The organism is Aeromonas sp. FDAARGOS 1403, from assembly GCF_019047325.1.
Classification (GTDB): Bacteria; Pseudomonadota; Gammaproteobacteria; order Enterobacterales; family Aeromonadaceae; genus Aeromonas; species Aeromonas dhakensis.
This window is the reverse complement of the sequence record NZ_CP077249.1, coordinates 3241247-3265202: the sequence shown is the minus strand read 5'-3', so window position 1 is coordinate 3265202 and position 23956 is coordinate 3241247. Positions and strand designations below refer to the sequence as shown.

Sequence of the window (23956 nt, the reverse complement as noted above, 5' to 3'; positions counted from 1 at the left end):
CATGCAGACCCTGATCTGGAAGACCCTCTCCCCCGCCCAGCAGGCCGACGTGCTGACCCGGCCCGCCCTGAGCGACGAAGCCGACATCGGCGCCGTGGTACGGGAGATCATCGGCTCGGTACGCAGCCGGGGCGATGAGGCCCTGCGCGAGCTGAGCCAGCGCTTCGAACGTGCCCCGCGCCAGCAACTGCAGGTAAGCAATGCCGAAATCGAGGCCGCCTGCGAGCGCCTCGATGACGAGATCAAGGGCGCCATCGAGGCGGCCATCGCCAACATTCGCACCTTCCACGCCGCGCAAGCGCAACCCGTGGTACGGGTGGAAACCCAGCCCGGGGTGGTGTGCGAGCTGCACACCCAGCCCATCAGCCGGGTCGGCCTCTACGTGCCGGGTGGCAGCGCGCCGCTCCCCTCCACCGTGATGATGCTGGCCATTCCGGCAGCGATCGCCGGTTGCCGAGAAGTGGTGCTCTGCACCCCGTCCCCGGCCAGCGACGAGATCCTGTTCGCAGCCCGTGCCTGCGGGGTCGAGAAGGTGTTCGCCATCGGTGGCGCCCAGGCCATCGCGGCCATGGCTTACGGCACCGAAAGCATTCCCAAGGTGGACAAGATCTTCGGCCCGGGCAACGCCTATGTGACCGAAGCCAAGGGCCAGGTGTCGCGCGACTGGCGCGGCGCCGCCATCGACATGCCGGCCGGCCCCTCCGAGGTGCTGGTGATCGCCGACGAGAGCGCCAACCCGGCCTTCGTGGCGGCGGATCTGCTCTCCCAGGCCGAGCACGGCCCCGACAGCCAGGTGGTGCTGGTGACCACCTCGCCGCTGCTGGCCGACGCCATCAACGGAGAGATCAAGCGCCAGCTGGCCAAACTGACTCGGCGCGACATCGCCGCCAAGGCGCTGGGTTCAAGCCTGGTGATCCTCTGTCACGATCTGGCCGAGGCGTGCGCCATCTCCAACGCCTACGCGCCGGAGCACCTGATCGTGCAGACCCGCGCCCCGCGCGAGCTGCTGGACCGGCTTGAAAACGCCGGCTCCATCTTCCTCGGTGCATGGACACCGGAATCGGTCGGCGATTACGCCAGCGGCACCAACCACACTCTGCCCACCTACGGCTATGCCCGCACCTGCTCGAGCCTTGGCCTCGCCGACTATCAGCGCCGCTACACGGTGCAGGAGCTGAGCGAGCGCGGCATTCAGGGCCTTGGCCCCATAGTCCAGCGCATCGCCCAGGCCGAGGGGCTTGATGGCCACAAGAACGCCGTCACCCTCAGGTTGAACGCCCTGGCCGCCGCGTCCCAACAAACAGCACAGCAGAAGGATTTGTCATGAGCATTGCCAATCTGGCGCGCCGCGTGGTGCGGGCCCTCACCCCCTATCAATCTGCCCGCCGCATCGGCGGCAAGGGCCACGTCTGGCTCAACGCCAACGAGGCCCCGCTGGCCTATCCCTTCACCATCGAGGGGAGCCGTCTCAACCGCTACCCCGAGTGCCAACCGGCCGAGGTGGTGAACGGCTATGCCGCCTACGCCGCGGTCAATCCCGATCAGGTGCTGGTGAGCCGCGGTGCCGACGAGGCCATCGAGCTGTTGATCCGCACCTTCTGCGAGGCGGGGCAGGATCAGATCCTCATCTGCCCCCCCACCTACGGCATGTACGCCATCAGCGCCGAGACCTGTGGTGTCGGTATCGTCGAGCAGCCGCTGACCGCAAACCGCCAGCCCGACTGGCCCGCCATCGCCGATCGCCTCGGCGACGTGAAGCTGGTGTTTCTCTGCTCCCCCAACAACCCCACCGGGGATCTGGTAGGTCGCGACGGGCTCATCGCCCTGCTGGAGAAGGCGCAGGATCGCGCCATCGTGGTGGTGGACGAGGCCTATATCGAGTTCTGCCCCGAGGCTTCCGTGGTGGATCTGCTGGCTCGCTTCCCCAATCTGGTGGTGACCCGCACCCTCTCCAAGGCCTTTGCCCTGGCGGGGATCCGCTGCGGCTTTACGCTGGCAAACCCGGAGGTGATCGCCATGCTGGCCAAAGTGATCGCCCCCTATCCCATTCCCGAGCCTATCGCCCAGATAGCGGCGCAGGCCCTCTCCCCCATGGGGCTCGAGCTGATGCGCGAGCGCGTGGTGGAGCTCAACAGGCAAAAGGCTGCCTTCAAGGCTGAACTGGCAAGATTTGCCTGCGTGAAGGAAGTGTTCGAGGACAAGGGCAACTTCGTGCTGGTGCGCTTTGTGGATGGCGCCGCCGTCTTTGCCGCCATGAAGGCCGCCGGCATCATCCTGCGGGACTTCTCGACCAAGCCGGGCCTGGACAACAGCATTCGCGTCACCATCGGCTATCAGGGCGAGATGGACGCCGTGCTGGCCGTGCTGCGTGATCTGCCCTCTCCCACTTTGTAAGACAAGGATGTAGCGATGAAGACCCCGTTTTTGTTTATCGACCGCGACGGCACCCTGATTGAAGAGCCGGTGACCGACAAGCAGGTGGACAGCCTCGCCAAGCTGCGCTTCGAACCCATGGTGATCCCGGTACTGCGCGAGCTGCAGGCCGCCGGTTACGTGCTGGTGATGGTGACCAACCAGGATGGGCTGGGCACCGCCAGCCTGCCGCTGGAGAACTTCCAGCCGCCCCACGACCTGATGATGCACCTGTTCGAATCGCAAGGAGTGAGCTGGGAAAAGGTGCTGATCTGCCCCCACTTCCCCACCGACGGCTGCAGTTGCCGCAAGCCCCACCTTGGCCTGGTGAAGGAGTATCTCGCCTCGGGTCGCATCGACTTTGCCAACTCCTTCGTGATTGGTGACAGACAGACCGATCTGCAGCTTGCCGAGAACATGGGCATCAGCGGGATCCGCTACCACCCGCAAGATCACGACTGGCTCACCATCCGTGATCAGCTGCTCTCCAAAGGACGAGTGGCCGAGGTTGAGCGCTACACCAAGGAGACCCGCATCCAGGTGGCGGTGGATTTAGACAAGAGCGGCGGCAACCAGATTGAAACCGGCATCGGCTTCTTTGATCACATGCTGGATCAGATAGCGACCCACGCCGGCTTCAGGCTCAAGCTCAAGGTCAGCGGCGATCTGCACATCGACGATCACCACACGGTGGAAGATGTCGGCCTCGCCCTCGGTCAGGCCCTGCGCCAGGCCCTTGGCAACAAGCGCGGCATCGGCCGCTTCGGCTTCGTGCTGGCGATGGACGAGGTACAGGCGGTGATCGATGGCCGCCCGCGTGCGGATGAAGAGACCCCGCTCACCGAGCAGGAGGTGGCCACCGCGCTGGATTTGAGCGGTCGCCCCTACTTCGTGTTCGACTGCCCGAGCGGTTTTGGCCGCGACAACGTGGGCGAGATGGCCACCGAGATGGTGCCCCACTTCTTTCGCTCCCTCTCGGACGCCATGGCCATCACATTGCAGATGAAGGTGGGCAGCGGCAACACCCACCACCAGGTGGAGGCGCTGTTCAAGGGCTTTGGCCGCGCCCTGCGCCAGGCCATTCGGGTGGAAGGGAGCGAACTTCCCTCCAGCAAGGGGGTGCTGTGATGGATGTGAGCAAACAGAAGCTGGTCATCATCGATACGGGGTGTGCCAATCTGGCGTCGGTCAGGATGGCGTTCGAGCGCCTCGGCGTGCAACCGCGGGTCTCCCGCGAGGCGGCCGACATCGAAGCGGCGGACAAGCTGATCCTGCCCGGGGTCGGCACCGCCGTGGCCGCCATGAAGAACCTCAACGAGCGCAATCTGGTGCCGCTCATTCGCGCCGCCAAACAGCCGCTGCTGGGCTTTTGCCTCGGCATGCAGATGCTGGCGGAGGCCTCCGAAGAGATCATGAGTGAGGGCGAAGACAAGGGCGGGCTTATCGACTGCCTCGGCATAGTCCCGGGCAAGATCCGGTTGATGGAGGTGGGCAACCTGCGCCTGCCTCACATGGGCTGGAATCAGGTGGAGCACGACGAGAGCCACCCGCTGCTCAAGGGCATTCCGAGCGGCAGCTACTTCTACTTCGTCCACTCCTACGCCCTGGAGGTGACCGACGCCACCATCGCCACCTGCGACTACGGCCAGCAGTTTACCGCCATCGTCGGTCGTGACAACTTCTTTGGCGCCCAATTCCACCCGGAGCGATCCGGCGCGGCCGGTGCCCGCCTACTGCAAAACTTTCTGGAGCTTTAACAAGGATGATTATCCCAGCCATTGATCTGATTAACGGCCAAGTCGTGAGGCTCTATCAGGGCGACTACGGCCAGAAGACCGCCTACAGCGACAGCCCGCAGGCCCGCTTCGATGAATATGTCTCCCAGGGAGCGGTGCAGCTGCACCTGGTGGATCTGGACGGTGCCAAGGATGCCAAGGCGCGCCAGCTCCCCCTCATCGCCCAGCTGCTGTCGGCCACCGAGGCGCCGGTGCAGGTAGGGGGTGGCGTGCGCAGCGAGCAGGATGTGGCGGATCTGCTGGCCGCCGGCGCCAGTCGGGTGGTGATCGGCTCCACCGCCGTCAAATCGCCGGATCTGGTGGCCAGCTGGATGGAGAAATACGGCCCCGAGCGCATCGTGTTGGCGCTGGACGTCAATATCGATGCCCAGGGCAATCGCCACATCGCGGTGGCCGGCTGGCAGGAGAACAGCGGGGTGACCATAGAGGCGTTGATCGAGCGCTTCCTCCCCGCCGGGCTCAAGCACGTGCTCTGCACCGACATCAGCCGTGACGGCACCCTGGCCGGTACCAACGTCGAGCTCTACCGGGATCTCTGCGCCCGCTACCCGAGCGTCGGTTTCCAGGCCTCCGGCGGCATTGGCGGCATCGAGGATATCGAGGCGCTCAAGGGCTCAGGGGTCAAGGGGATCATCCTCGGTCGTGCCCTGCTGGAGGGCAAGTTCTCGGTGGGGGACGCCATCGCCTGCTGGGGCAGCCACGGCAGCGCCGGCTGATCCCGCCACAGCAGACAACCTCCTGACGTTGACTGGTGAAGGCCCGCCTGCGGGCCTCTCTCCAGCAAGGGGTAAATCGGGGTAAGTCCTTATTACTTGGTAACAATTGACTCTATACTCGAACTCACTGAGACAACGTCACGGAGGATCTATGTTTACATCTCACTCCGCCACCATCCTGATTGTCGACGATTCCCCCGAGAATCTGATGGTGCTGACCGACCTGCTCTCCTCCACCTACCGGGTGCTCGCGGCCCAGAGCGGAGAGAAGTGCCTGCGCATCGCCACCGGCAAGATCACACCGGACCTCATCCTGCTGGATGTGATGATGCCTGGCATGGACGGCTACGAGGTGCTCAAGCAGTTGCGTCTCAACGGGCAAACCAGCCGCATCCCGGTCGTGCTGCTCACCGCCCTCGCCGATCCCCAGAGCGAAGAGTACGGCCTGTCGCTGGGAGCCGCCGACTACATCACCAAACCCATCAAACCCGCCATCGTCCAGGCCAGGGTACGCACCCAGCTGGAGGCCAAGCAGGCCCGCGACGGTCTGCAGAACCAGAATGCCGCGCTGGAAGCCGAAGTGGCACGGCGCATGGCGGAAAATGATCTGACCCAGCAGGTCTCCATCCGCGCCCTCGCCCATCTGGCGGAGATCCGCGATCCCGAAACCGGCAATCACATCCTGCGCACCCAGGGCTATGTCAGGCAGCTGGCCAGCGCGCTGTCGACCCATCCCCGCTTTGCCGAGACCCTGACCCCCCGCTACATCGACCTGCTGAGCCGCTCGGCCCCGCTGCACGACATCGGCAAGGTGGGCATACCGGATCAGATCCTGCTAAAACCGGGCAAGTTGACGCCCGAGGAGTGGCAGATCATGCGCACCCACGCCAAGCTCGGCAGCGATGCCATTGAGGAGGCAGAACGGGACATCGATCAGCCACTGGTATTTCTCACCCTGGCCAAGGAGATCGCCCACTGGCACCACGAGAAGTGGGACGGCAGCGGCTATCCGGATGGTCTGAAGGGAGACGCCATTCCACTCTCGGCCCGCTTGATGGCATTGGCGGACGTGTTCGACGCCCTCATCAACGTGCGGGTCTACAAGGCGGCCATGCCCTATGACGAGGCGCGCGCCCTGATCCTCTCCGGCAGCGGCCAGCATTTCGACCCGGACGTGGTGATCGCCTTTGACAATCACTTCGACGAGTTCATCGCCATCGCCGAGCGCTACAAGGACGACAACGAGGTCCCTCATGGCTGAACGGCCGCCCTTGACCCGGGCCCATGTGCTCAATGTGGTGCTCACCTATGCCGCCGTGGCGAGCCTGTGGATCCTGCTATCCGACAAGGCGGTGGAGTGGCTGTTCAGCACCCCGGCGCAATTTGCACTGGCCAGTACCATCAAGGGGTGGCTGTTCATTGTCATCACCGCCACCCTGCTCTACGCCATGCTGCGCCGGCGCATCGATCAGCCCACTGTCAGCAGCACGCCATCGAGGCGCCAACTGCTCCCCTTCGTGCTGTTCAATGGCCTCATCATCGCCCTGACCGCCATGGCCATCGCCCAGAACATCAATCTGACCCAGGACAAGGAGGCGACCCGGCTCGAGACCATCGCCGACCTTAAAGGCAAGCGCATCACCGAGTGGCTCAACTCCCGCGAATTCGACGCCCACATCCTGCTCGAAAACCCGCTCTATGGCGCCCTCTATCGCGAAGCCCAGACCAGCCATGCCGGCCAGGCCGACCTGATGGCCAGACTCGATGAGTTTCTCTCCATCCGCCGTTTCAGCGCCGCCACCGTGCTGGCGCCGGGTGGCGAGGTGCTGTGGCAGACGCAGGGGGCCAGCGGGCTCAACTCCGCGCTGCGCAATGCCCTGGCCAGTGTCAGCACCGGGCGTATCACCCGGGTGGGCCCCTACCTGGACGAGCAAGGGCATGCCCGGCTCGATTTCATCGCTCCCCTGCCGGTGACCGACGGCAAGCCCCCCCTGATCGTGCTGCAGATCAGCAGCAGCGATCCCCTCAACAGCATTCTCAAGACCTGGCCGGTACCGGACAGCAGCGGCGAAGCCCTGCTGTTTCGCCGCAACGGCGAGCAGATCCAGTTCATCAATGACGTCCGCTATCGTCCGGACTCGGCCCTCAGCCTGCAGTTGCCGGCCAGCAGCAAGGAGCTGCTGGCGGCCCAGTACCTGCGCCATGATCACGACGCCCAGGACAAAGCGATCTTCTTTGGCCGGGACTATCGCAACGTACCTGTGTTTGGCACCGCCCGTCCGGTGCTGGGCACCGACTGGTACCTGCTGGCCAAGATAGACGAGGCGGAGCTCAACCGCGCGGTATTGAAAGAGAGCATCTGGATCGGGCTCATCGGCCTGCTTGCCCTCTTCATTACCAATGCGGGCATAGTGCTGCTGCGCCAGCACACCCGACTGCAGATGGCTGAGCAGGTTCGCCAGTCCCAGGCAGGCCGGCTGCAGGCGCTGCAATTGCTCTCCGCCATCGCCGACAGCTCGGAAGACGCCATCTTCGCCAAGGATCTGGAGGGCAAGTACATCCTGTTCAACCGGGCAGCCAGCCAGTTTGTCGGCAAGTCGGCCAGCGAGATGCTGGGCCAGGATGACACGGCCATCTTTCCCCCCGATCAGGCGCGCATGCTGATGGAGATTGGCCGCCAGGTGATTGCCAGCAACCGGGTGCAGACCCAGGAGGAGTTTCTGACCCTGCCAGGCGGTGAGCGGGTGTTTCTCGCCACTAAGGGGCCGCTGCAGGGCAGCGATGGCGAGGTGATCGGTATCTTTGGCATCTCCCGCGACATCACTGATTTCAAGCGGGCCGAGGCGGGTCTGCGCGAGCGTGAAGGGTTGTTCCGCGCCCTGGTGGAGCAATCCCTGGCCGGCATCTACATCATCCAGCAGGGTCAGCTCTGCTACATCAACCCAGGTTTTGCCCGCCTGTTCGGCTACGGCTCGACCGCGGCGCTGCTGAAGATTGGCTCCCTGCCAGCCCTGGCCAGTGCCAAGGACAGCGCCAGAGTGGCCGAACAGCTGCAGCGCTGCGAGCAGGAAGACAGCGAGATCCACACCCGCTTCACCGCCCTGCATCACGATCACCAGAACATCGAGATGGAGCTGTACGGCCGGCGCGTCGACTACCGTGGCCAGCCCGCCGTGCTCGGCCTCTTGCTGGACATCACGGAGCGGGAGCAGGTCGAACAGGCCCTGACCCGTCAGGCGAGCGAACTGCGCCAGCAAAACAACGAGCTGGAGCGGTTCAACAAGGTGATGGTGGACAGGGAGCTCGCCATGCTGGCCCTCAAGCACAAGATCAATGAGTTGTCGCTCCAGCTCGGAGAGCAGCCCCCCTATCCGCAGGCCCCCACTCCGCCGGAAGAGTCCCTATGATGAACTGGTCTTCGCTGTGGCATATGCGCCCCACCAAACAGCGCTGGGGCGTCTGCCTGCTGGCACTGCTGCTGCCCGTCCTGATGCTGCAGATCCGGGTCCAGCTGCCCATCGCCTTTGGCGAGCGCCCCCTGCTGGTGCTGTTCATGCTGCCCATCATCGTCTGTGCCCTGCTGGGGGGGCTGTTGCCCGGTCTGCTCTGCACCCTGATGAGCGGCCTGCTCACGGCCTACTTCGTGTTGCTCCCGGTCCACGAGCTGCGCATCGGCTCCGGCCAGGATCTGGTGCAGTGGGGCATTCTGGAGGTCAACGGCATCCTCATCAGCCTGCTGAGCGCCGCTGTGCACCACTCCCGCAGCCGGGAGACCCAGCGCTGGCAAGAGTTGGCCAGCATCCAGTCCCGTCTGCAACAGAGTGAAACCCGCTTCCAGGCCACTTTCGAACAGGCTGCGGTCGGCATTGCCCTGGTCGCCCCCGACGGCAAGTGGCTGCGGGTCAACCAGCGGCTGTGCGACATGGTGGGCTACCAGGCCGACGAGCTGATGGGGATGACCTTTCAGCAGATCACCCATCCGGACGATCTCTTCATCGACCAGACCTATGTGACCCAGATGCTGGCCGGCGAACGCCAGCAGTACACCCTGGAGAAGCGTTACCTGCGCAAGGGGGGCGAGATCCTCTGGATCACCCTGACGGTGGCACTGGTCAAAAACCTCAAGGGGGAGCCCGACTACTTCATCTCGGTGATCGAGGACAACCAGCAGCGCAAGGAGGCGGAGGAGGCCCTGCGCCGCAACGAGGGGATCCTGCGTGAATCCCAGCACCTGGCCAAGATCGGCAACTGGCGCTGGCACATCGCCGATGACAGCCACTTCTGGTCGCCGGAGATCTACCGCATCTATGGCCGCGATCCCTCCCTGCCCCCTGCCATCTATCCCGAAGTGAAGAAGTATTTCACCCAGGAGGGGTGGCGAACCATTGCCCAGTCGGTCGAACGCTGCCTGCAGGATGGTCAACCCTACGAGTGCGATGCCGAGGTGTATCACGAACATGGCGACCCCGCCTGGATCATCGCCCGGGGGGCGGCGCTTCGAGACAGTGAGGGGACCATAGTCGAGCTTTACGGCACGGTACAGGACATCACGGAGCGCAAGCTGGCCGAGCAGCAGTTGCTGCACAACCAGCAGATAGCGCTCGATACCCAGCGCCGCGCCCGACTGGCGGCGCTCAATCTGATGGATGACGCCATCAGCGCCCGCATCCGCGCCGAGACCACCAGCAGCGCCCTGCGCGAGAGTGAACAGCGGTTGCTGCTGGCCCAGGAGGGGGCGCACATCGGGATCTGGGAGTGGAACATCCAGAGTGGTCGCCTCTACTTCTCCCCCGAGTGCGCCCGCCTCTATGGCCGCAGCGCAGAGCAACTCAGCGAGATCCACACCTGGCAGCGCTGCCTGCACCCGGACGACAAGCCGCGCATCGACAAGCTGCTGGCAGACCTTCCCGCCGGCGGCAAACCGGTGGAGCTCGAGTTCCGGATCCTGCTGCCCAACGGCGAGGTGCGCTGGCTCAGCAGCAAGGGCAGCGTCTATCGGGATGCCCAGCAGCGCCCGCTGCGCCTGCTCGGCATCCATCTGGACATCACAGAGCGCAAACTGGCCGAGCAGCAGCTGCGCCAGCTGTCGCTCGCGCTGGAGCAAAGCCCGGACGGCGTCTTCATCACCGATACCCAGGCCCGCATCGAGTATGTCAACGTCGCCTTCCTGACCACCAGCGGCTACCAGCAGAGCGAAGTGATCGGCCAGACCCCGACCCTGCTGCGCTCCGGCCTCACCCCCAGGGCCACCTATATCGCCCTGTGGGACGCCATCAAGCGCGGCCAGCGCTGGCACGGCGAGTTCATCAACAAACGCAAGGACGGCTCCCACTATCATGTGCTGGCCACCGTCTCCCCCATCCGCCAGGAGAACGGGGTAGTGACCCACTACGTGACGGTACAGGCCGACATTACCGAGAAGAAGCAGCTCGGCGAGGAGCTCGATCAGTACCGCTACCACCTGGAGGAGATGGTTGACGAGCGCACCCTGCAACTGGCCCAGGCCCACCAGCGGGCGGAGAGCGCCAATCGCGCCAAGAGTGCGTTTCTGGCCAACATGAGCCACGAGATCCGCACCCCCATGAACGCCATTCTGGGGCTCACCTATCTGCTCAAGCGCGACACGCCGGATCACACCCAGCAGGAGCGGCTGGAGAAGATCGACAACGCCGCCCAGCATCTGCTCACCATCATCAACGACATTCTGGATCTCTCCAAAATCGATGCCGGCAAGATGGCGCTGGAGCAGAGCGACTTCTCCCTCACCGCCATGCTGGACAACGTCAGCGCCCTGATGAGCGAGCAGGCCCGCGCCAAGGGGCTCACCATCATAGTCGACATCGGCGACACCCCGGCCTGGGTGCACGGCGACATCACCCGCCTGCGCCAGGCGCTGCTCAACTACACGGCCAATGCCATCAAGTTCACCGAGCAGGGCTCGGTCACCCTGCGGGTACGACCGGAGCGCCAGCTTGGCAACGACTATCTGCTGCGCTTCGAGGTGGAAGACACCGGCATCGGCATCAGCCCGGAACAGACCGAGAAGCTGTTCCAGGCCTTCGAGCAGGCGGACGTCTCCACCACCCGCAAATATGGCGGCACCGGGCTGGGGCTCGCCATCACCAGCCGGCTCGCCACCCTGATGGGCGGGGATGTGGGGGTCAGCAGCACCCTCGGCAAGGGCAGCTGTTTCTGGTTTACCGCCCGCCTCTCGGCAGGCCAGGGCGAGCCGCAACAGCCCGCCCGGCTGGAGCAGACGGTGCAGCAGGCTCTCTTTTTCGCCAACCATGCCAGGGTGCTGCTGGTGGAGGACAACGCCATCAACCGCGAGGTGGTGCTGGAGCTGCTCGGCAACAGCGGCCTGGTCATAGAGACGGCGGTGAACGGCCAGGAGGCGCTGGCGCGCGTCAGTCAGCACCCCTTCGATCTCATCCTGATGGACATACAGATGCCGCTGATGGATGGCTACAGCGCCACCCGCGCCATCCGGGCGCTGCCGGGCTGGGATAAGGTGCCCATTCTGGCACTCACCGCCAGCGCCTTCGAAGAGGACAGAAGGGCCTGCGAGTCCGCCGGCATGAACGATTTTATCGCCAAACCGGTCACCCCGACCCGCCTGTTTGCAGCGCTGCAGCAGTGGCTGCCCAACAGCTCTGCCGCCAAACCTGGTTATCAACGCCGGGCCAACGATCTGCTGATCGGCCCTCTCGCCCGCCTGCAAGGGGTGCCCGGGCTCGATCTGCAACAGGGGCTGGCGGTGTTGCAGGGCAACCAGAACAAGTACGTGACCCTGCTGCGCCACTTCGCCAGCGAACACAGCCTGGACATGCAGCAGCTGGCCGCTCAGCTGCAAACCGGTGACAAGCCCGCCGCCACCCGACTGGTTCACACCCTGCGCGGGGTGGCCAGCACCCTGGGGCTGGTCGAACTGGCCGCGCTCTGTCAGCAGCTGGAGCAGGCCCTTGCCAAAGGGAATCCAGCCCCGGCCGAGCTGATGATGCCCATCGAGCGCCACCTCTCTGAGCTGCTCAACCTGCTGGGAGAGGAGGAGCGCTTGGTCCCCGCCATCTCGGCCCCCCTTGGCGGCCAGTGGCAACAACCGCTGCTGCGTCAGATGGAAGATCTGCTGCTGCAAAGCGACACCGCCGTGCTGCCGCTGTTCGAGCAGTATGCCGCCCCCCTGATGCTCACGCTGGGCGCCCGGGGCGAGACGCTGGCCCGTCAGCTCAAGGTGTTCGACTTTGATGGGGCCCTGCTCACTCTGCGGGCCCTGCTGGCAACGGATGATGCTCATGGGGAACCACTGGCACGCCAGCCCGATGGCAGCAAGGGATCCCAGGGGGCCAACAGGGCGGATAAAGGGTTGAATCACTGAATAAAGTCGTGCATATAGTGGTGTTCCCCCGCGTGAAAACACCGTCCGGATCCGGTCTTTTCTCCCGTACAGGAACCCGCTGTTAAAGCATGCCATTGACATTTTTTCACTCGCCACCGGGCCCCAAGGCCCGTGGGCAACAACGTTAGTTTTAACAGTGCTTTACATGGAGCAACGAGCATGTTGTCAAAGCGTATTATCCCCTGCCTCGACGTCAAAGATGGCGTGGTGGTCAAGGGAGTGCAGTTTCGTAATCACGAGGTGATGGGCGGCATCGTCGAGCTGGCCCGCCGCTACGCCAGCGAAGGGGCCGACGAGCTGGTGTTTTACGACATCACAGCCTCGAGCGATGAGCGGGTGGTGGACAAGAGCTGGGTGAGCCGGGTGGCCGAGGTCATCGACATCCCCTTCTGCGTCGCCGGTGGCATCAAGAGTGTCGAGGATGCCCGCCAGATCCTGGAATTCGGGGCCGACAAGGTCTCCATCAACTCGCCGGCACTGGCCGATCCCACCCTCATCACCCGACTGGCCGAGCGCTTCGGCGTGCAGTGCGTGGTGGTGGGCATCGACTCCTATTTTGATGCCCAGAGCGGTCACTATCAGGTCAAGCAGTTTACCGGCGACGAGAGCCGCACCCGCACCACCGCCTGGCATACCCTCGACTGGGTCGAGGAGGCGCAAAAGCGTGGCGCCGGTGAAATCGTGCTGAACGTGATGAACCAGGACGGCATGCGCCAGGGCTATGATCTCGAGCAGATCAAGCTGGTGCGGGCCGTCTGCAAGGTGCCGCTCATCGCCTCCGGCGGCGCTGGTGCCATGGAGCACTTTCGCGATGCCTTCACCCTCGCCGACGTGGACGGGGCGCTGGCCGCCTCCGTGTTCCACAAAGGCCTTATCCCCATTCCTGAACTGAAACGCTGGCTGAAAACCGAAGGAGTCGCCATCCGTGAATAATCAAGCTGTAAACAACGACGTATCGCTGGCTGAGCGCCTGGACTGGACAAAATGTGACGGCATGATCCCCGCCATCGTCCAGCATGCCGCCAGCGGCGAGGTGCTGATGCAGGGATTCATGACCCGGGAAGCCCTGGATAAAACCCTGGCGACCGGCCAGGTCACCTTCTTCAGCCGCAGCAAGCAGCGCCTCTGGACCAAGGGGGAGAGCTCGGGCCATGTACTCCAGCTGGTCGCCATCACCACCGACTGCGATCAGGACTCCCTGCTGATCGCCGCCAACCCCGTCGGCCCTACCTGCCATCTGGGCAATCCCTCCTGCTTCGACGGGCACCCCGTGCCGCCCCTTGGCTTCCTGGCCGAGCTCGAGCAGATCCTGGCAGCACGCAAGGGCGCGGATCCGGCCACCAGCTACACCGCCAGCCTCTATGGCAAGGGCACCAAACGCATCGCCCAGAAGGTGGGTGAAGAGGGTGTGGAAGTGGCGCTGGCCGCCATGGCCAAGGATCGGGAGGAACTTATCAACGAATCCGCCGATCTGCTCTACCACCTGACAGTCTTGCTGCAAAACGAAGGGCTGGCGTTGAAGGATGTGGTACAGCGGCTTTATGAGCGCCACACCAAGTGATGACCAACCGGTGAAGCACAAACGGGCCCTGATGGGCCCGTTTCATTTAATGGCCAGCACCGGCACGAGAGCCGGCAGACCGCACACTCTTTCAGCCGATACGGGTCCAGAAGCTCATGCTCACCGAGTCAGGCTCCAGCAGAGTCAGGTACTCCCTTGCCACGGTATTGTGCAACCACTGCTGGCAATAGGCTTCGACCAGTGACTGGCTGGGGGCCATCACCAGATCGGCATAGAGGCCGTCGGCGCCGCGCAGCAGGCAGTGCACAATGAGCTCGGACTGCTGGACAAGAAATTCGGACTCGACCCTGTGTGCCAGGGCGAGCAAATCCGCCTCCGTCACCCCCTCCTTGAGTCTGAAACTGGCAAACTCGACGCCCCCTGCCCCTTGCATGTCGCCCTTGATGATCATCTTGTTCTCTCCGTTGTATATGGTCTGGAGAAAACAGCATAACGAAGGGCTACTGACAGCCTTGTGTCAGTCCTGAATTGCCGTTTCGGCACCACTGCGCGCATGAGTGAACTCGTCCGACTGCCGCAGGGCGAGGTAATCGGCCAGGGTCACGCCAGGGGGCGCCCCTTCCCCCTGACGGCACTGTGCCAAGGTATCGATGCGATCCACCCTGAAATCCCGGTAGGCCTGACGCAGCGCACACCAGGCGCCGAGCATCCAGCATCCGCCCCAGTAAAAGAGCCCGAGGGGATAGATGTGGCGGCCCGTCTTGCAGGCTTTGGCATCCTGATAACCTATTTCCAGCCAGCGGCCGGCGGTGATGGCCTCGTGCAACTGATCCCAGCGGGCGTATACCGGATGCGCCGTGCGATAGTCCGGTACCCGCACCACGGGGTCGCAGTCCACCTGAATACCCTGTGCCGGCAAAGCGGCCTCTATCTTGGCGAGCAGGGCCCGGGCCGGATCGGCCATCCCCTTGCCGGTCAGCACCGCCACCAGGTTCACCCCGGTGATAAGGGCCTCCAGCTCGGCTGCGCTCAACTGCAAGGGGGCCATCTCGAACCCCTCGCTCAGCCGATAGCCCAGCCCGGCTTCACCATAAACGGGAATGCCCGCCAGAGAGAGAGCGTCCATATAGCGGTAGATGGTGCGCTCAGAGACACACAGGCGCGTTGCCAGCTCGCGGGCGGTCAGAGGCTGGTGAGCCCGCAGCAGGTTGGTCAATTGAAACAGTCGATCCGATTTTCTCACGGGCATCCTCAGGCTGGCGGGATATGGCAGGCATGGTAAGCCCGGATGGGCCCGAAAGGCACGTATTGTTGGCTGGCAACCGCTACCATCGAAACCTTGCCTCCTGCATCTCGCAAAGCAGAACGGGCCCGCAGGCCCGTTGATGACTTGGCGCTCTCGTCAGAGTCACCCCAGCTGCTGGCGCAGCATAAATTTCTGCACCTTGCCGGTGGAGGTTTTCGGCAGCGGGGTAAAGATGATGCGCTTGGGGGCCTTGAAATGGGCCATCTGCTCGCGGCAAAACGCAATGAGTTCGGCCTGGCTGAGTTCACGCCCCTCCTTGAGCTTGACGAAGGCGCAGGGCACCTCCCCCCACTTCTCGTCCGGCATGGCGATCACCGCCACTTCGTCCACATCGGGATGGCGATAGAGCACGTCCTCCACCTCCAGGCTGGAGATGTTCTCCCCGCCGGAGATGATGATGTCCTTGGATCTGTCCTTGATCTCCACGTAACCGTCCGGGTGCCACACCGCCAGATCGCCGCTGCGAAACCAGCCCTCCGCCATCGCCTCGGCGCTGGCGACCGGGTTCTTGAGATAGCCCTTCATCACCACATTGCCGCGCAGCACGATTTCGCCCATGGTCTTGCCATCCTGGGGGACAGCCTCGCCGCTGACCGGGTTGATGACCCGCATCTCCCCCTGCAGTGGTGAGGCCACCCCTTGGCGCGCCTTGAGACGCGACAGCGTGGTGGCATCCTGCCCCTGCCAGCTTCTTTGCGGCTCGCACAGCACGCAGGGACCATAGGTTTCGGTAAGACCGTAGACGTGGGTCACGGCGATCCCCATCGCCTCCATGCCGGCGATCACTGTGGCGGGGGGCGCCGCCCCTGCCGTCATCGCCTTGATGGGGTGGTCTAGCCCGCGTTTGAGGGCCGGATCGGCGTTGTTCAGCATGTTGAGTACGATGGGGGCGGCGCAGAAGTGGCTCACCTTGTGCTCGTGCAGCGCCTCATAGATGGCCGCCGCCTGCACATGGCGCAGGCAGACGCTCACCCCGGCCGTCGCCGCCAGGGTCCAGGGGAAACACCAGCCGTTGCAGTGAAACATCGGCAGAGTCCAGAGATAGACGCTGTGCTTGGGCAGCTCCCAGGAGAGCACGTTGTTGACCGCATTGAGGTGGGCGCCGCGGTGGTGATAGACCACCCCCTTGGGGTTGCCGGTAGTGCCGGAGGTGTAGTTAAGGGAGATGGCCTGCCACTCATCTTGCGGCAGCCAGCCGGGCTCATCCCCATTGCCCTCGGCAAGAAACGCCTCATAGTCGAGGTCACCGACCAGTTCCCCCTCCCGGTAGAGGGGATCGTCGATGGCGATGAGGAGCGGCACGAGTTCAATCAATGCCAGCGCTTTGCGCACCACGGCACCGAACTCCCGGTCCACCAGCACCACCTTGCTCTGGGCATGCTGGAAGATAAAGGCCATCGACTCGGCATCGAGCCGGGTGTTGATGGTGTTGAGCACGGCGCCGCTCATGGGCACCCCGAAATGAGCCTCGAACATGGCCGGGGTATTGGGGGCGACGATGGAGACGGTATCCCCCTCGCCGATGCCATGCAGGCGAAGGGCCGAGGCCAGCTGGCGGCAGCGTCGCTCGGTCTGGGCCCAACTCTGGCGCAGGGGGCCGTGGATCAGCGCCGGATAGTCGGGGTAGACCCGGGCGGCCCGCCCTAGAAAGCTGATGGGGGTCAGCGCCTCATAATTGGCAGGATTTTTTTCCAGATCGCGCTGATAGATGTTCTGCTCTGTCATCGGGTTCCTTCCTCGCAGGTAGCAAAAGCGGTGCGCTCCCGGGAGCGCCGGCAACCATCGTCTGGCGTCCTGCCAGAGGGTGCTCGTATCGGGGATCACAGCCTAGCGCGAGGTAATGGCCACAGGTATTAGCAAAACGTCTTAGAGGTGCTGCGCCGGCGACGCCAATCTGACCGAGCCGCATGCTGGTGCCTGTTTTTTCAGCGACAAATGTCGACGGCCAATATCCTCGGCATAAAACCCGGCAAATAATGAATATGCTGATGTTGGCATGCAAGCTGGCCATATCTGGTTGCAGGCTTGCCGATATGGATATATTTACAAACAATGCCAGCTGGATATTTATGGCATAAAAAAGCGCATCAGTTTATTGCCAATAAATTAATGGCAGATTCCTCATTAAATATATTTTGTGACGGCTTCCATAAAGCAGGCCTGCTGCGCTGTTCATGCTTCCCCTCGGCGGGTTATGGTTTCTTGGTGAAACAATCTACCGGATGTTCAATATCAGGCCAGATTTCTCGCCATACGATGCGCCACAACCAGTGAGTTCGCGCACTCCCGCTGCATGACGAAGGAACCCTATCGACCCGATATTCCGCCGAGCCCGAACCTGCTTTATCGAGGAGCATTTTATGTGTGCCGAGCCGAATACCCAGACCCGCAGACAATTTCCCACCGCGTTTACCATTTTGTTTTTGATCATGTTGTTGGCCATCGCCCTCACCTGGATAATTCCGGCAGGCGCCTATGCCAAGCTCTCTTATAATGCCGCCAGCCATATGCTGACCATCAATACGCCGCAAGGGGAAACCCGGCGAGTGCCCGCCACTCAGGATGAGCTGACCAGGCTCGACATCAATATCGGGGTGGAGCAGTTCGTCAACGGTACCATCCGCAAGCCCATCGCCATCCCCGGCACCTATGAACGGCTGGCCCAGGCGCCGAAGGGACTCTCCGACGTGGCGGTGAGCATGGTCAAGGGCACCATAGAGGGGGCCGACATCATCGTCTTCATCCTGGTGCTGGGGGGGCTGATCGGGGTCATCAACAAGACCGGTGCCTTCAGTGCCGGGCTGGTGGCGCTGTCGCGCAAGACCCGCGGCAACGAGTTCCTGTTCGTAGCGCTGGTCTGCTTCGTCATGGCGCTGGGAGGCACCACCTGCGGGCTGGAGGAGGAGGCGGTCGCCTTCTATCCCATCCTGGTGCCCATCTTTCTGGCGCTCGGCTATGACGCCATCGTCTGCGTGGGGGCCATCTTCCTTGCCGCCTCCATGGGCACCACCTTCTCCACCATCAACCCCTTTTCGGTGGTAATTGCCTCCAACGCCGCCGGCATCCCCTTTACCGAGGGGCTGAGCGTTCGCGCCGTCGGCTGTCTGGTGGGCACCCTGGTGGTGATCGGTTATCTCTACTGGTACTGCAAGAAGATCAAAGCCAACCCCGCCTTCTCCTACACCTATGAGGACAGAGAGAGCTTCCGGGCCCGCTTTCTGAAAGAGGGCTCCCTCGATGAAGGGGTCCCCTTCACCCTGCGCCGCAAGATCATCCTGACCCTGTTCATCCTCGCCTTCCCCCTGATGGTGTGGGGCGTCTCCATGGCTGGCTGGTGGTTCCCGCAGATGGCGGCCTCCTTCCTTGCCGTCGCCATCGTCATCATCTTCATCTCCGGCCTCAGGGAGAAAGAGGCGGTCGAGGCCTTCACCCAGGGAGCGTCAGAACTGGTGGCCGTCTCGCTCATCATCGGGCTGGCGCGGGGGGTCAACCTGGTGCTGGATCAGGGGATGATCTCGGACACCATCCTGGCCTATGCCTCCAGTCTGGTGGCCGGCATGCACGGCGCCGTGTTTGCGGTAGCCCAGATGCTGGTGTTCACCCTGCTGGGGCTGGTGGTGCCCTCCTCCTCGGGGCTGGCGGTGCTCTCCATGCCCATCATGGCGCCGCTGGCGGATACCGTGATGATCCCGCGCTATATCGTGGTGTCGGCCTACAACTGGGGACAATACGCCATGCTGTTCCTGGCCCCCACCGGGCTGGTGCTGGTCACCCTGCAGATGCTCGGCATCCAGTTCAACCAGTGGGTCAGGTTCGTGCTGCCCATGGTGGGCTTCGTGCTGGGTTTCGGCGCCCTGATGCTGGTGGCGCAGGTGATGCTGATCTAGCGCACATGATCCCCGCCCCGGCGGGGGTCATGCCTTATCCAGGGCGCAGATCTGGAGAGCCTAGTGGCGCACCCTGTGCTGCTGGCGAAAACAGAAGAGCTTGAGGCTGATGTCGGCAAGGTCGGCGGGCAGCTCCTGCGCCGTCTCACAGAGGGGTTGATAGAGGGAGTCCAGCAGCCGCTGGGCTTGTTCCCGGGTGATGATGCCGGCCTGCACGGCCGGTTGTATCCATCTTGGCAGCATCGACATATGAACCCCCTTGCTGACCGGATGACCGCAGCCGAATCTGGCCTGACTGCGGGTGGCGCCTGCCGGCTCACATTGCTGCGGGCCGCCAGAGACACGCGATTGATCCTCTCTGCCAACAGAGCAAGCATAATGCTTGCCGTGATCTGTTATCGGCCGCCAATCCTCCCGGCAACAGTGATTTATCAAGCGGTTGGCGCACCCTGACTGACGCTGGTGGATGACAAGCCCCTCTGGTTTGCCATTAGGCCAGCCGGCGGTGGCAGGAGATTGGCGCAAAATGGGAAAATAGGCCCAGCTGAATCGCAAAATGCCATTCGCAGATCGCCTTTTCTCCCTTCAGCCGCCCTTTGTCGCCAAAGCCCGACACCTTTTTGACGAGGCGTTTTCTGGTGCAGTCAGGGGCTGTCGTGCCCGCACGGGCTTTGCCTTGTGCCTCCTTGTCCTTGTGCCAAGATGAGCGCAAGCAAGAGACGCATCCTGTGATGCATTTGAGGAGAAGAGAAAATGAACAAATCCATGTTGGCAGGAGTCGGGATCGGTGTGGCCTCTGCGCTGGCCTTGTCAGCCGCCGCCAGCGGATCCCTGTTTTCATCACAGCCTCAGTTCGCCGAAGTGCTGGCCAGCAAAGCGGTGACCGAGACCATCAAGACCCCCCGTCAGGAGTGTCGCAACGTCGCCGTGACCCACCGCAAACCGGTGCAGGACGAGCACAAGATCCTGGGTACCGTGGTCGGCGCGGCGCTGGGCGGCGTGCTTGGCAACCAGTTCGGTGGCGGCAACGGCAAGAAGGTGGCAACCGCCGCCGGCGCCGTGGCGGGTGGCTATGCCGGCAACCAGGTGCAGGGCAACATGCAGGCCGGTGATACCTACACCACCACAGAGCAGCGCTGCAAGACGGTGCAGGAGAGCAGCACCCGCACCCTGGGCTATGACGTTACCTACCGCCTCGCCGGTCAGGAAGGGGTGATCCGCATGAACAAGGCCCCCGGCGCCACCATCCCGGTCAAGGATGGCAAGCTGGTGATCGACGGCCCCCAGAGCGGCAGCTGATCCCGTCGGCTGGTCCCGCTCAGAGGCCCATCCTTGTGATGGGCCTCGCTGTTTTTGGCACTCTGGCCTGCAACAGCAAGGTGGCCAACAACAAAAAGGGGCCCGCAGGCCCCTTTTTATATTGAGGAGTCATCCTCAGTGGCGACCGAAGGGCCACCAGGACTTGTCGTTGTCCAGAATGTCGACCCGAGTCTCCTGCAGGTTGCCCGGCTGGCCACCCTGCAGCGCGGCCAGGCTCACCTTGAACTGCTCGGTGGGCTCGACAAACCAGTCATCGATGATCAGCACCTTGACCGACTTGCTGCCCCCCTCGCCCGCGGCCCAGCTCACCGATTGACCGAACCAGGGCAGGAAATCCAGCCCCCAGCGCGCCGTGATCCCGTCAAGGGCCACCCGGGCCCGGGCCGGCTTGCTCAGATCGCCGCTGCGCACCAGCGGGATCTCGGTAAACCACTGCCCCTCGTTCACCGTCAGGCTGGCGTGCGCCAGCGAGATGGTGGACGGTGCCAGCTTGTCCTTGATGGTCACCAGGGTCTGGTGCTGCTCGCCCAGGGTCGCGCCGCTCGCATCAAACAGCTCCAGGGTAAAGGTCTCGTCCCCCTCGTTCAGGGTGTCGCTCTTCACCGGGATGCTGATGGTCTGGCTGTCGCTCTGGCCGGCGGCCCAGTGCAGGGTGCCGGTGAGTGGCGCCACGTCGCTTGCGTCCGCGCTGCCGTAGGCAATGCGATAACTCACGCTGGCCTCCCCATAGCTGCCGTCGCGGCGCGCCACGCTCAGGGTCAGGGTGTTGCCCTCCTCTACACTGGCGGCTGCGCTCTCGAGGCTCAAGACCCCGGTGGGCGGCAGCGGGTACTGGATGGCCACCAGCACGGGATCGTGATCCGAGGCGCTGAAGGGCCCTTCGGATTTCGCCAGCTGGCCGCTGTACTTGCTGCCGTACTCGAAGAAGTTGCTCTCGGCGGAGTTGATGTGCCAATCCTCGATGCCGATCACCTTGGCCGCGAGGCTCGGGTTTGCCAGGGCGTGATCCAGGTTGCCGAGCTCCCCTTCATAGCTGTAGGAGTAGGTGTCGGTGCCGTGGAAGCGGGTGTTGAGGTTCACCAGGCCATACCCCTTGCCAAGGGCGCTGCCGCTCTCCTCGAAGGGTTGACCCGCCAAGGTGGTGAAGGAGGCGCTCATGATCTGGCGCGATTGGGCGGCCGGATCATAGTCGGTCAGCACCCGGATGGGATCCTCCATGCCGTAGGCGTTCATGTCGCCGATCAGCAGCAGATCCCCGGCCAGATCCTTGAGGTGCTCACCCAGCACCTTGGCGGCGGAGACCCGCAGCGCATTGCAGTGGCCCTGACCATCCAGCGGATCGGCGCTGGCGTAGTCGGGGTAATCCTCGAAACAGGCAGAGCCCTTGGACTTGAGGTGGTTGACCACCAGGGTCAGCGGCGCATCCCCCTTGGGCGAGCTGAAACGCTGCACCAGCGACTCGCGCATCCCCTGATTGATGGTGACCGGCTTGCCGCTGGCGTCCTGCGCCTCGGCCTGCTGCACCGGCAACGCGATGAGGCTGGCGGCCCCCTCCGGGGTCACCTTGGCGGGCCGGTAGATGAGCCCCACCGTGATGGCATCGGTGCCAATGGGCTTGCCATCCGGCGAGGCAATCCAGCGGTAGTGATCCGCCTCATCCGGCTGGGCAGCGTTGAGGGCCACCACCAGGTTGGCGATGGCGGAGTTGTCGCCGTAGCCGTTGTTCTCGATCTCCATCAGCCCCACCACGTCCGCATTGAGGCGGGTGATGGCGCTGACGATCTTGGTGCGCTGCAACTCGAACTCCGCCACCGTCAAGGCGCCCCGGTTGCTGCCGGTGGGGTTGGCATCGCCCCCCACGACCGTGGTGAAGAAGTTGAGCACGTTGAAGCTGGCGACCCGCAGATCCCCCGCCTCGGCAAGCTCAGGGGTTTCCACCCGATCCCAGCCGCTGTGATCTATCTGGCTGGTATCGATGCGGTTACTGGCCACCAGCCGGAACAGGTTGTAGGAGTAGCCAAGCGCCCCCTCCAGCCCGTTGAGCTTGTCGCCGATGCGCAGGTAACCATCCTCGGCGTTGAAGCCGGGGAACCAGGGCAGCACACCGTCCGGCGCCTTGGCGTCGGTCTCCACCACCAGCTGGTTCTGCTGGTTGCGCAGGGCCCAGTTGCTTGCCTCCTCGCTCATGGCGGCAAACTTCTGGGTCGACTTGATGAGCGGCGCGCCATAGGCCAGCACCAGGTTGTTGCGCTTGCCGTCGTAATCGAAGCTGAAGTTGCGGGTCACCACCAGGCTGGATTCAGGCACCAGTCGCACCTGCATCCCCTCGTGACGTTCCAGCAGCTGGCTCAGACTCTCCCCCGCCACCGGCACCAGATCCACCGCAGCCGGCACGGCCCCAGCGGGCCGGGTCACCACCAGCTCGTCGGCGTTGATCTGGGTCTGATTGAAATACTCTTTCACCTTGCCAGAGACGCACACCTCGGCGCCCGGCACGATGGCAGCGTTGGCCTTGGTGCTGTAGACGAAGAGGCCGTCGGAGGTGGCCGGATCGCCATCCCCCTGCTCATCCTGAATGAAGAAGCCCTTGTAGAGGCCGCTCACTACCTGAGTCACCACACCGCGGGTGGCGTAGGCCTGCTCCGATTCAAACTTGCCGGCCGGCACCAGGGGGCTGCTGTTGCCGGGGCCCTGAATGGCGGGCACCGGCACCAGGCTGTCCACCGGGCAGACGAAGGCGGGCGGCTGGGTGCCATCGCAGGGGCCATCGCCGCTGCAACCCAGGCCACTGGCGTCATCTTTCGGGGCGGCCACGTATTCCTGCGCCGGAGCGAAGGGGGCGGTTGCATCAGTCCGGCCGGTGGTGACGGTAGCCTTGCGGCGCAGGGTCATGTCCAGGGTCGAGACGTTGCCCGACACCCAGGCCGTGCCCGGATCCACACCGACCTGGCCGAAACTGTCGATTATCTCGCTGCCGCGATAGAGCACCAGGGCATCGTCACCGTTGAACACCAGGTTGCCGCTGGTGCGGTTGGCCTTGGCCAGGATCTCGCTGCTGGCGGAGGGGTTGGCCAGCACCAAAGTGGCCCCCGGGGCCAGGGTGCCTTGCAGCGCCAGGCTGTTGGTAGGTGATTCGCTGATGGGTTTGCCGTTGGCGTAGAGCGCCAACCGGTATTGGGAGAGATCGACGGCGTCACTGCCGAGGTTGCTCAGCTCCACCGCCTTGTTGTTGCCCGAGCCTTCCAGGTATTCGCTGATGAGCAGCTGTGCCTGTGCCTGTCCCGCCAGCGCCAGCCCGACGGCCAACGCTACCAGAGAGTGTCTTCCTGACATGCCAGTTTCCTTTTCTTTTTGACGTTATGTTTTGCGCCCCGCCAGGCGGGCCGCAGCACCTTGTTACGATTCTGATTGCGCATCATGGCGGCCTCGGCCAACCACGGCGCCTACTCTGCCCGTTTCGGCGCAGGGCCGCCGCGAGCTGGCTAACAATTACAGAAAAATGTTGCGGTCACGTGACGAAAAAGGGGCTTTTTTTCAGCCCCCTTGCCGTTATTTTCCGTTATTTCCCGCCCACCGGTATTTGCTGCCGCCAATATGCAAA

Annotated in this window: 17 protein-coding genes; 12 read left to right on the top strand and 5 right to left on the bottom strand. The window is 63.6% G+C overall.

Features of this window, described 5'->3' with window-relative positions; translation table 11 throughout:
• Nucleotide 1 precedes the first annotated feature (1 nt).
• The 10 genes from hisD to hisIE all read left to right on the top strand — a co-directional run bounded on the left by hisD (nt 2) and on the right by hisIE (nt 13881).
• A complete protein-coding gene (hisD, locus tag I6L33_RS15285) occupies nt 2-1327 on the top strand; it encodes a histidinol dehydrogenase (protein ID WP_216972851.1) in 1326 nt (441 codons plus the stop codon).
• Complete coding sequence (gene hisC, locus I6L33_RS15280; protein WP_042051762.1) at nt 1324-2394, top strand: histidinol-phosphate transaminase; 1071 nt, start codon at nt 1324-1326, stop codon at nt 2392-2394. Before hisD ends, hisC begins: the two co-directional genes overlap by 4 nt.
• Before the next feature lie 15 nt (nt 2395-2409).
• Nucleotides 2410-3540 (top strand): bifunctional histidinol-phosphatase/imidazoleglycerol-phosphate dehydratase HisB, encoded by a 1131-nt coding sequence (gene hisB / locus I6L33_RS15275; RefSeq protein WP_042051761.1) that lies wholly within the window; start codon nt 2410-2412, stop codon nt 3538-3540.
• Complete coding sequence (hisH, locus tag I6L33_RS15270; RefSeq protein WP_215269068.1) at nt 3540-4169, top strand: imidazole glycerol phosphate synthase subunit HisH; 630 nt, start codon at nt 3540-3542, stop codon at nt 4167-4169. The genes hisB and hisH overlap by 1 nt, the downstream gene beginning before the upstream one ends.
• Nucleotides 4170-4174: 5 nt before the next feature.
• The gene (gene hisA / locus I6L33_RS15265) at nt 4175-4924 is read left to right on the top strand and encodes a 1-(5-phosphoribosyl)-5-[(5-phosphoribosylamino)methylideneamino]imidazole-4-carboxamide isomerase (protein WP_017778983.1); all 750 of its coding nucleotides are present in this window, start codon (nt 4175-4177) and stop codon (nt 4922-4924) included.
• A gap of 151 nt (nt 4925-5075) precedes the next feature.
• Nucleotides 5076-6185 carry a two-component system response regulator gene (locus I6L33_RS15260; protein ID WP_017784287.1) on the top strand — a complete coding sequence of 370 codons (1110 nt, stop codon included), beginning with the start codon at nt 5076-5078 and terminating at the stop codon, nt 6183-6185.
• Nucleotides 6178-8331 (top strand): PAS domain S-box protein, encoded by a 2154-nt coding sequence (locus tag I6L33_RS15255; RefSeq protein WP_017784286.1) that lies wholly within the window; start codon nt 6178-6180, stop codon nt 8329-8331. Before I6L33_RS15260 ends, I6L33_RS15255 begins: the two co-directional genes overlap by 8 nt.
• Nucleotides 8328-12299 carry a PAS domain S-box protein gene (locus tag I6L33_RS15250; protein WP_216972850.1) on the top strand — a complete coding sequence of 1324 codons (3972 nt, stop codon included), beginning with the start codon at nt 8328-8330 and terminating at the stop codon, nt 12297-12299. The genes I6L33_RS15255 and I6L33_RS15250 overlap by 4 nt, the downstream gene beginning before the upstream one ends.
• A gap of 180 nt (nt 12300-12479) precedes the next feature.
• Nucleotides 12480-13253, top strand: coding sequence for an imidazole glycerol phosphate synthase subunit HisF (hisF, locus tag I6L33_RS15245; protein WP_216972849.1), 774 nt, complete (start codon nt 12480-12482; stop codon nt 13251-13253).
• Nucleotides 13246-13881: a bifunctional phosphoribosyl-AMP cyclohydrolase/phosphoribosyl-ATP diphosphatase HisIE gene (gene hisIE, locus I6L33_RS15240; protein ID WP_216972848.1), complete on the top strand. Its 636-nt coding sequence runs from the start codon at nt 13246-13248 to the stop codon at nt 13879-13881. Before hisF ends, hisIE begins: the two co-directional genes overlap by 8 nt.
• A 91-nt stretch (nt 13882-13972) precedes the next feature.
• Here the strand turns inward: hisIE and I6L33_RS15235 are convergent, their stop codons facing one another.
• The 3 genes from I6L33_RS15235 to I6L33_RS15225 form a co-directional block, all read right to left on the bottom strand.
• A complete protein-coding gene (locus tag I6L33_RS15235) occupies nt 13973-14293 on the bottom strand; it encodes a hypothetical protein (RefSeq protein ID WP_216972847.1) in 321 nt (106 codons plus the stop codon).
• Nucleotides 14294-14359: 66 nt separating this feature from the next.
• Complete coding sequence (locus tag I6L33_RS15230; RefSeq protein ID WP_216974139.1) at nt 14360-15058, bottom strand: YafY family protein; 699 nt, start codon at nt 15056-15058, stop codon at nt 14360-14362.
• Nucleotides 15059-15250: 192 nt separating this feature from the next.
• The gene (locus I6L33_RS15225; RefSeq protein WP_216972846.1) at nt 15251-16873 is read right to left on the bottom strand and encodes an acyl-CoA synthetase; all 1623 of its coding nucleotides are present in this window, start codon (nt 16871-16873) and stop codon (nt 15251-15253) included.
• 635 nt (nt 16874-17508) lie between these two features.
• On the opposite strand from I6L33_RS15225, the gene I6L33_RS15220 reads away from it, so the two are divergent.
• Nucleotides 17509-19035 carry a YfcC family protein gene (locus I6L33_RS15220; RefSeq protein WP_216972845.1) on the top strand — a complete coding sequence of 509 codons (1527 nt, stop codon included), beginning with the start codon at nt 17509-17511 and terminating at the stop codon, nt 19033-19035.
• A gap of 60 nt (nt 19036-19095) precedes the next feature.
• Here the strand turns inward: I6L33_RS15220 and I6L33_RS15215 are convergent, their stop codons facing one another.
• Nucleotides 19096-19284 carry a hypothetical protein gene (locus I6L33_RS15215; RefSeq protein WP_017764436.1) on the bottom strand — a complete coding sequence of 63 codons (189 nt, stop codon included), beginning with the start codon at nt 19282-19284 and terminating at the stop codon, nt 19096-19098.
• 504 nt (nt 19285-19788) lie between these two features.
• On the opposite strand from I6L33_RS15215, the gene I6L33_RS15210 reads away from it, so the two are divergent.
• A complete protein-coding gene (locus I6L33_RS15210; protein ID WP_216972844.1) occupies nt 19789-20334 on the top strand; it encodes a glycine zipper 2TM domain-containing protein in 546 nt (181 codons plus the stop codon).
• A gap of 135 nt (nt 20335-20469) precedes the next feature.
• Here the strand turns inward: I6L33_RS15210 and I6L33_RS15205 are convergent, their stop codons facing one another.
• Nucleotides 20470-23688, bottom strand: coding sequence for an ExeM/NucH family extracellular endonuclease (locus I6L33_RS15205; protein ID WP_254204938.1), 3219 nt, complete (start codon nt 23686-23688; stop codon nt 20470-20472).
• Between the last annotated feature and the right edge of the window lie 268 nt (nt 23689-23956).

Excerpts from the sequence above, each read along its gene's own strand:
- hisD (WP_216972851.1), top strand. The coding sequence starts at position 2 with ATGCAGACCCTGATCTGGAAGACCCTCTCCCCCGCCCAGCAGGCCGAC.
- hisC (WP_042051762.1), top strand. The coding sequence starts at position 1,324 with ATGAGCATTGCCAATCTGGCGCGCCGCGTGGTGCGGGCCCTCACCCCC.
- hisB (WP_042051761.1), top strand. The coding sequence starts at position 2,410 with ATGAAGACCCCGTTTTTGTTTATCGACCGCGACGGCACCCTGATTGAA.
- hisH (WP_215269068.1), top strand. The coding sequence starts at position 3,540 with ATGGATGTGAGCAAACAGAAGCTGGTCATCATCGATACGGGGTGTGCC.
- hisA (WP_017778983.1), top strand. The coding sequence starts at position 4,175 with ATGATTATCCCAGCCATTGATCTGATTAACGGCCAAGTCGTGAGGCTC.
- I6L33_RS15260 (WP_017784287.1), top strand. The coding sequence starts at position 5,076 with ATGTTTACATCTCACTCCGCCACCATCCTGATTGTCGACGATTCCCCC.
- I6L33_RS15255 (WP_017784286.1), top strand. The coding sequence starts at position 6,178 with ATGGCTGAACGGCCGCCCTTGACCCGGGCCCATGTGCTCAATGTGGTG.
- I6L33_RS15250 (WP_216972850.1), top strand. The coding sequence starts at position 8,328 with ATGATGAACTGGTCTTCGCTGTGGCATATGCGCCCCACCAAACAGCGC.
- hisF (WP_216972849.1), top strand. The coding sequence starts at position 12,480 with ATGTTGTCAAAGCGTATTATCCCCTGCCTCGACGTCAAAGATGGCGTG.
- I6L33_RS15235 (WP_216972847.1), bottom strand. The coding sequence starts at position 14,293 with ATGATCATCAAGGGCGACATGCAAGGGGCAGGGGGCGTCGAGTTTGCC.
- I6L33_RS15225 (WP_216972846.1), bottom strand. The coding sequence starts at position 16,873 with ATGACAGAGCAGAACATCTATCAGCGCGATCTGGAAAAAAATCCTGCC.
- I6L33_RS15220 (WP_216972845.1), top strand. The coding sequence starts at position 17,509 with ATGTGTGCCGAGCCGAATACCCAGACCCGCAGACAATTTCCCACCGCG.
- I6L33_RS15215 (WP_017764436.1), bottom strand. The coding sequence starts at position 19,284 with ATGTCGATGCTGCCAAGATGGATACAACCGGCCGTGCAGGCCGGCATC.
- I6L33_RS15210 (WP_216972844.1), top strand. The coding sequence starts at position 19,789 with ATGAACAAATCCATGTTGGCAGGAGTCGGGATCGGTGTGGCCTCTGCG.
- I6L33_RS15205 (WP_254204938.1), bottom strand. The coding sequence starts at position 23,688 with ATGTCAGGAAGACACTCTCTGGTAGCGTTGGCCGTCGGGCTGGCGCTG.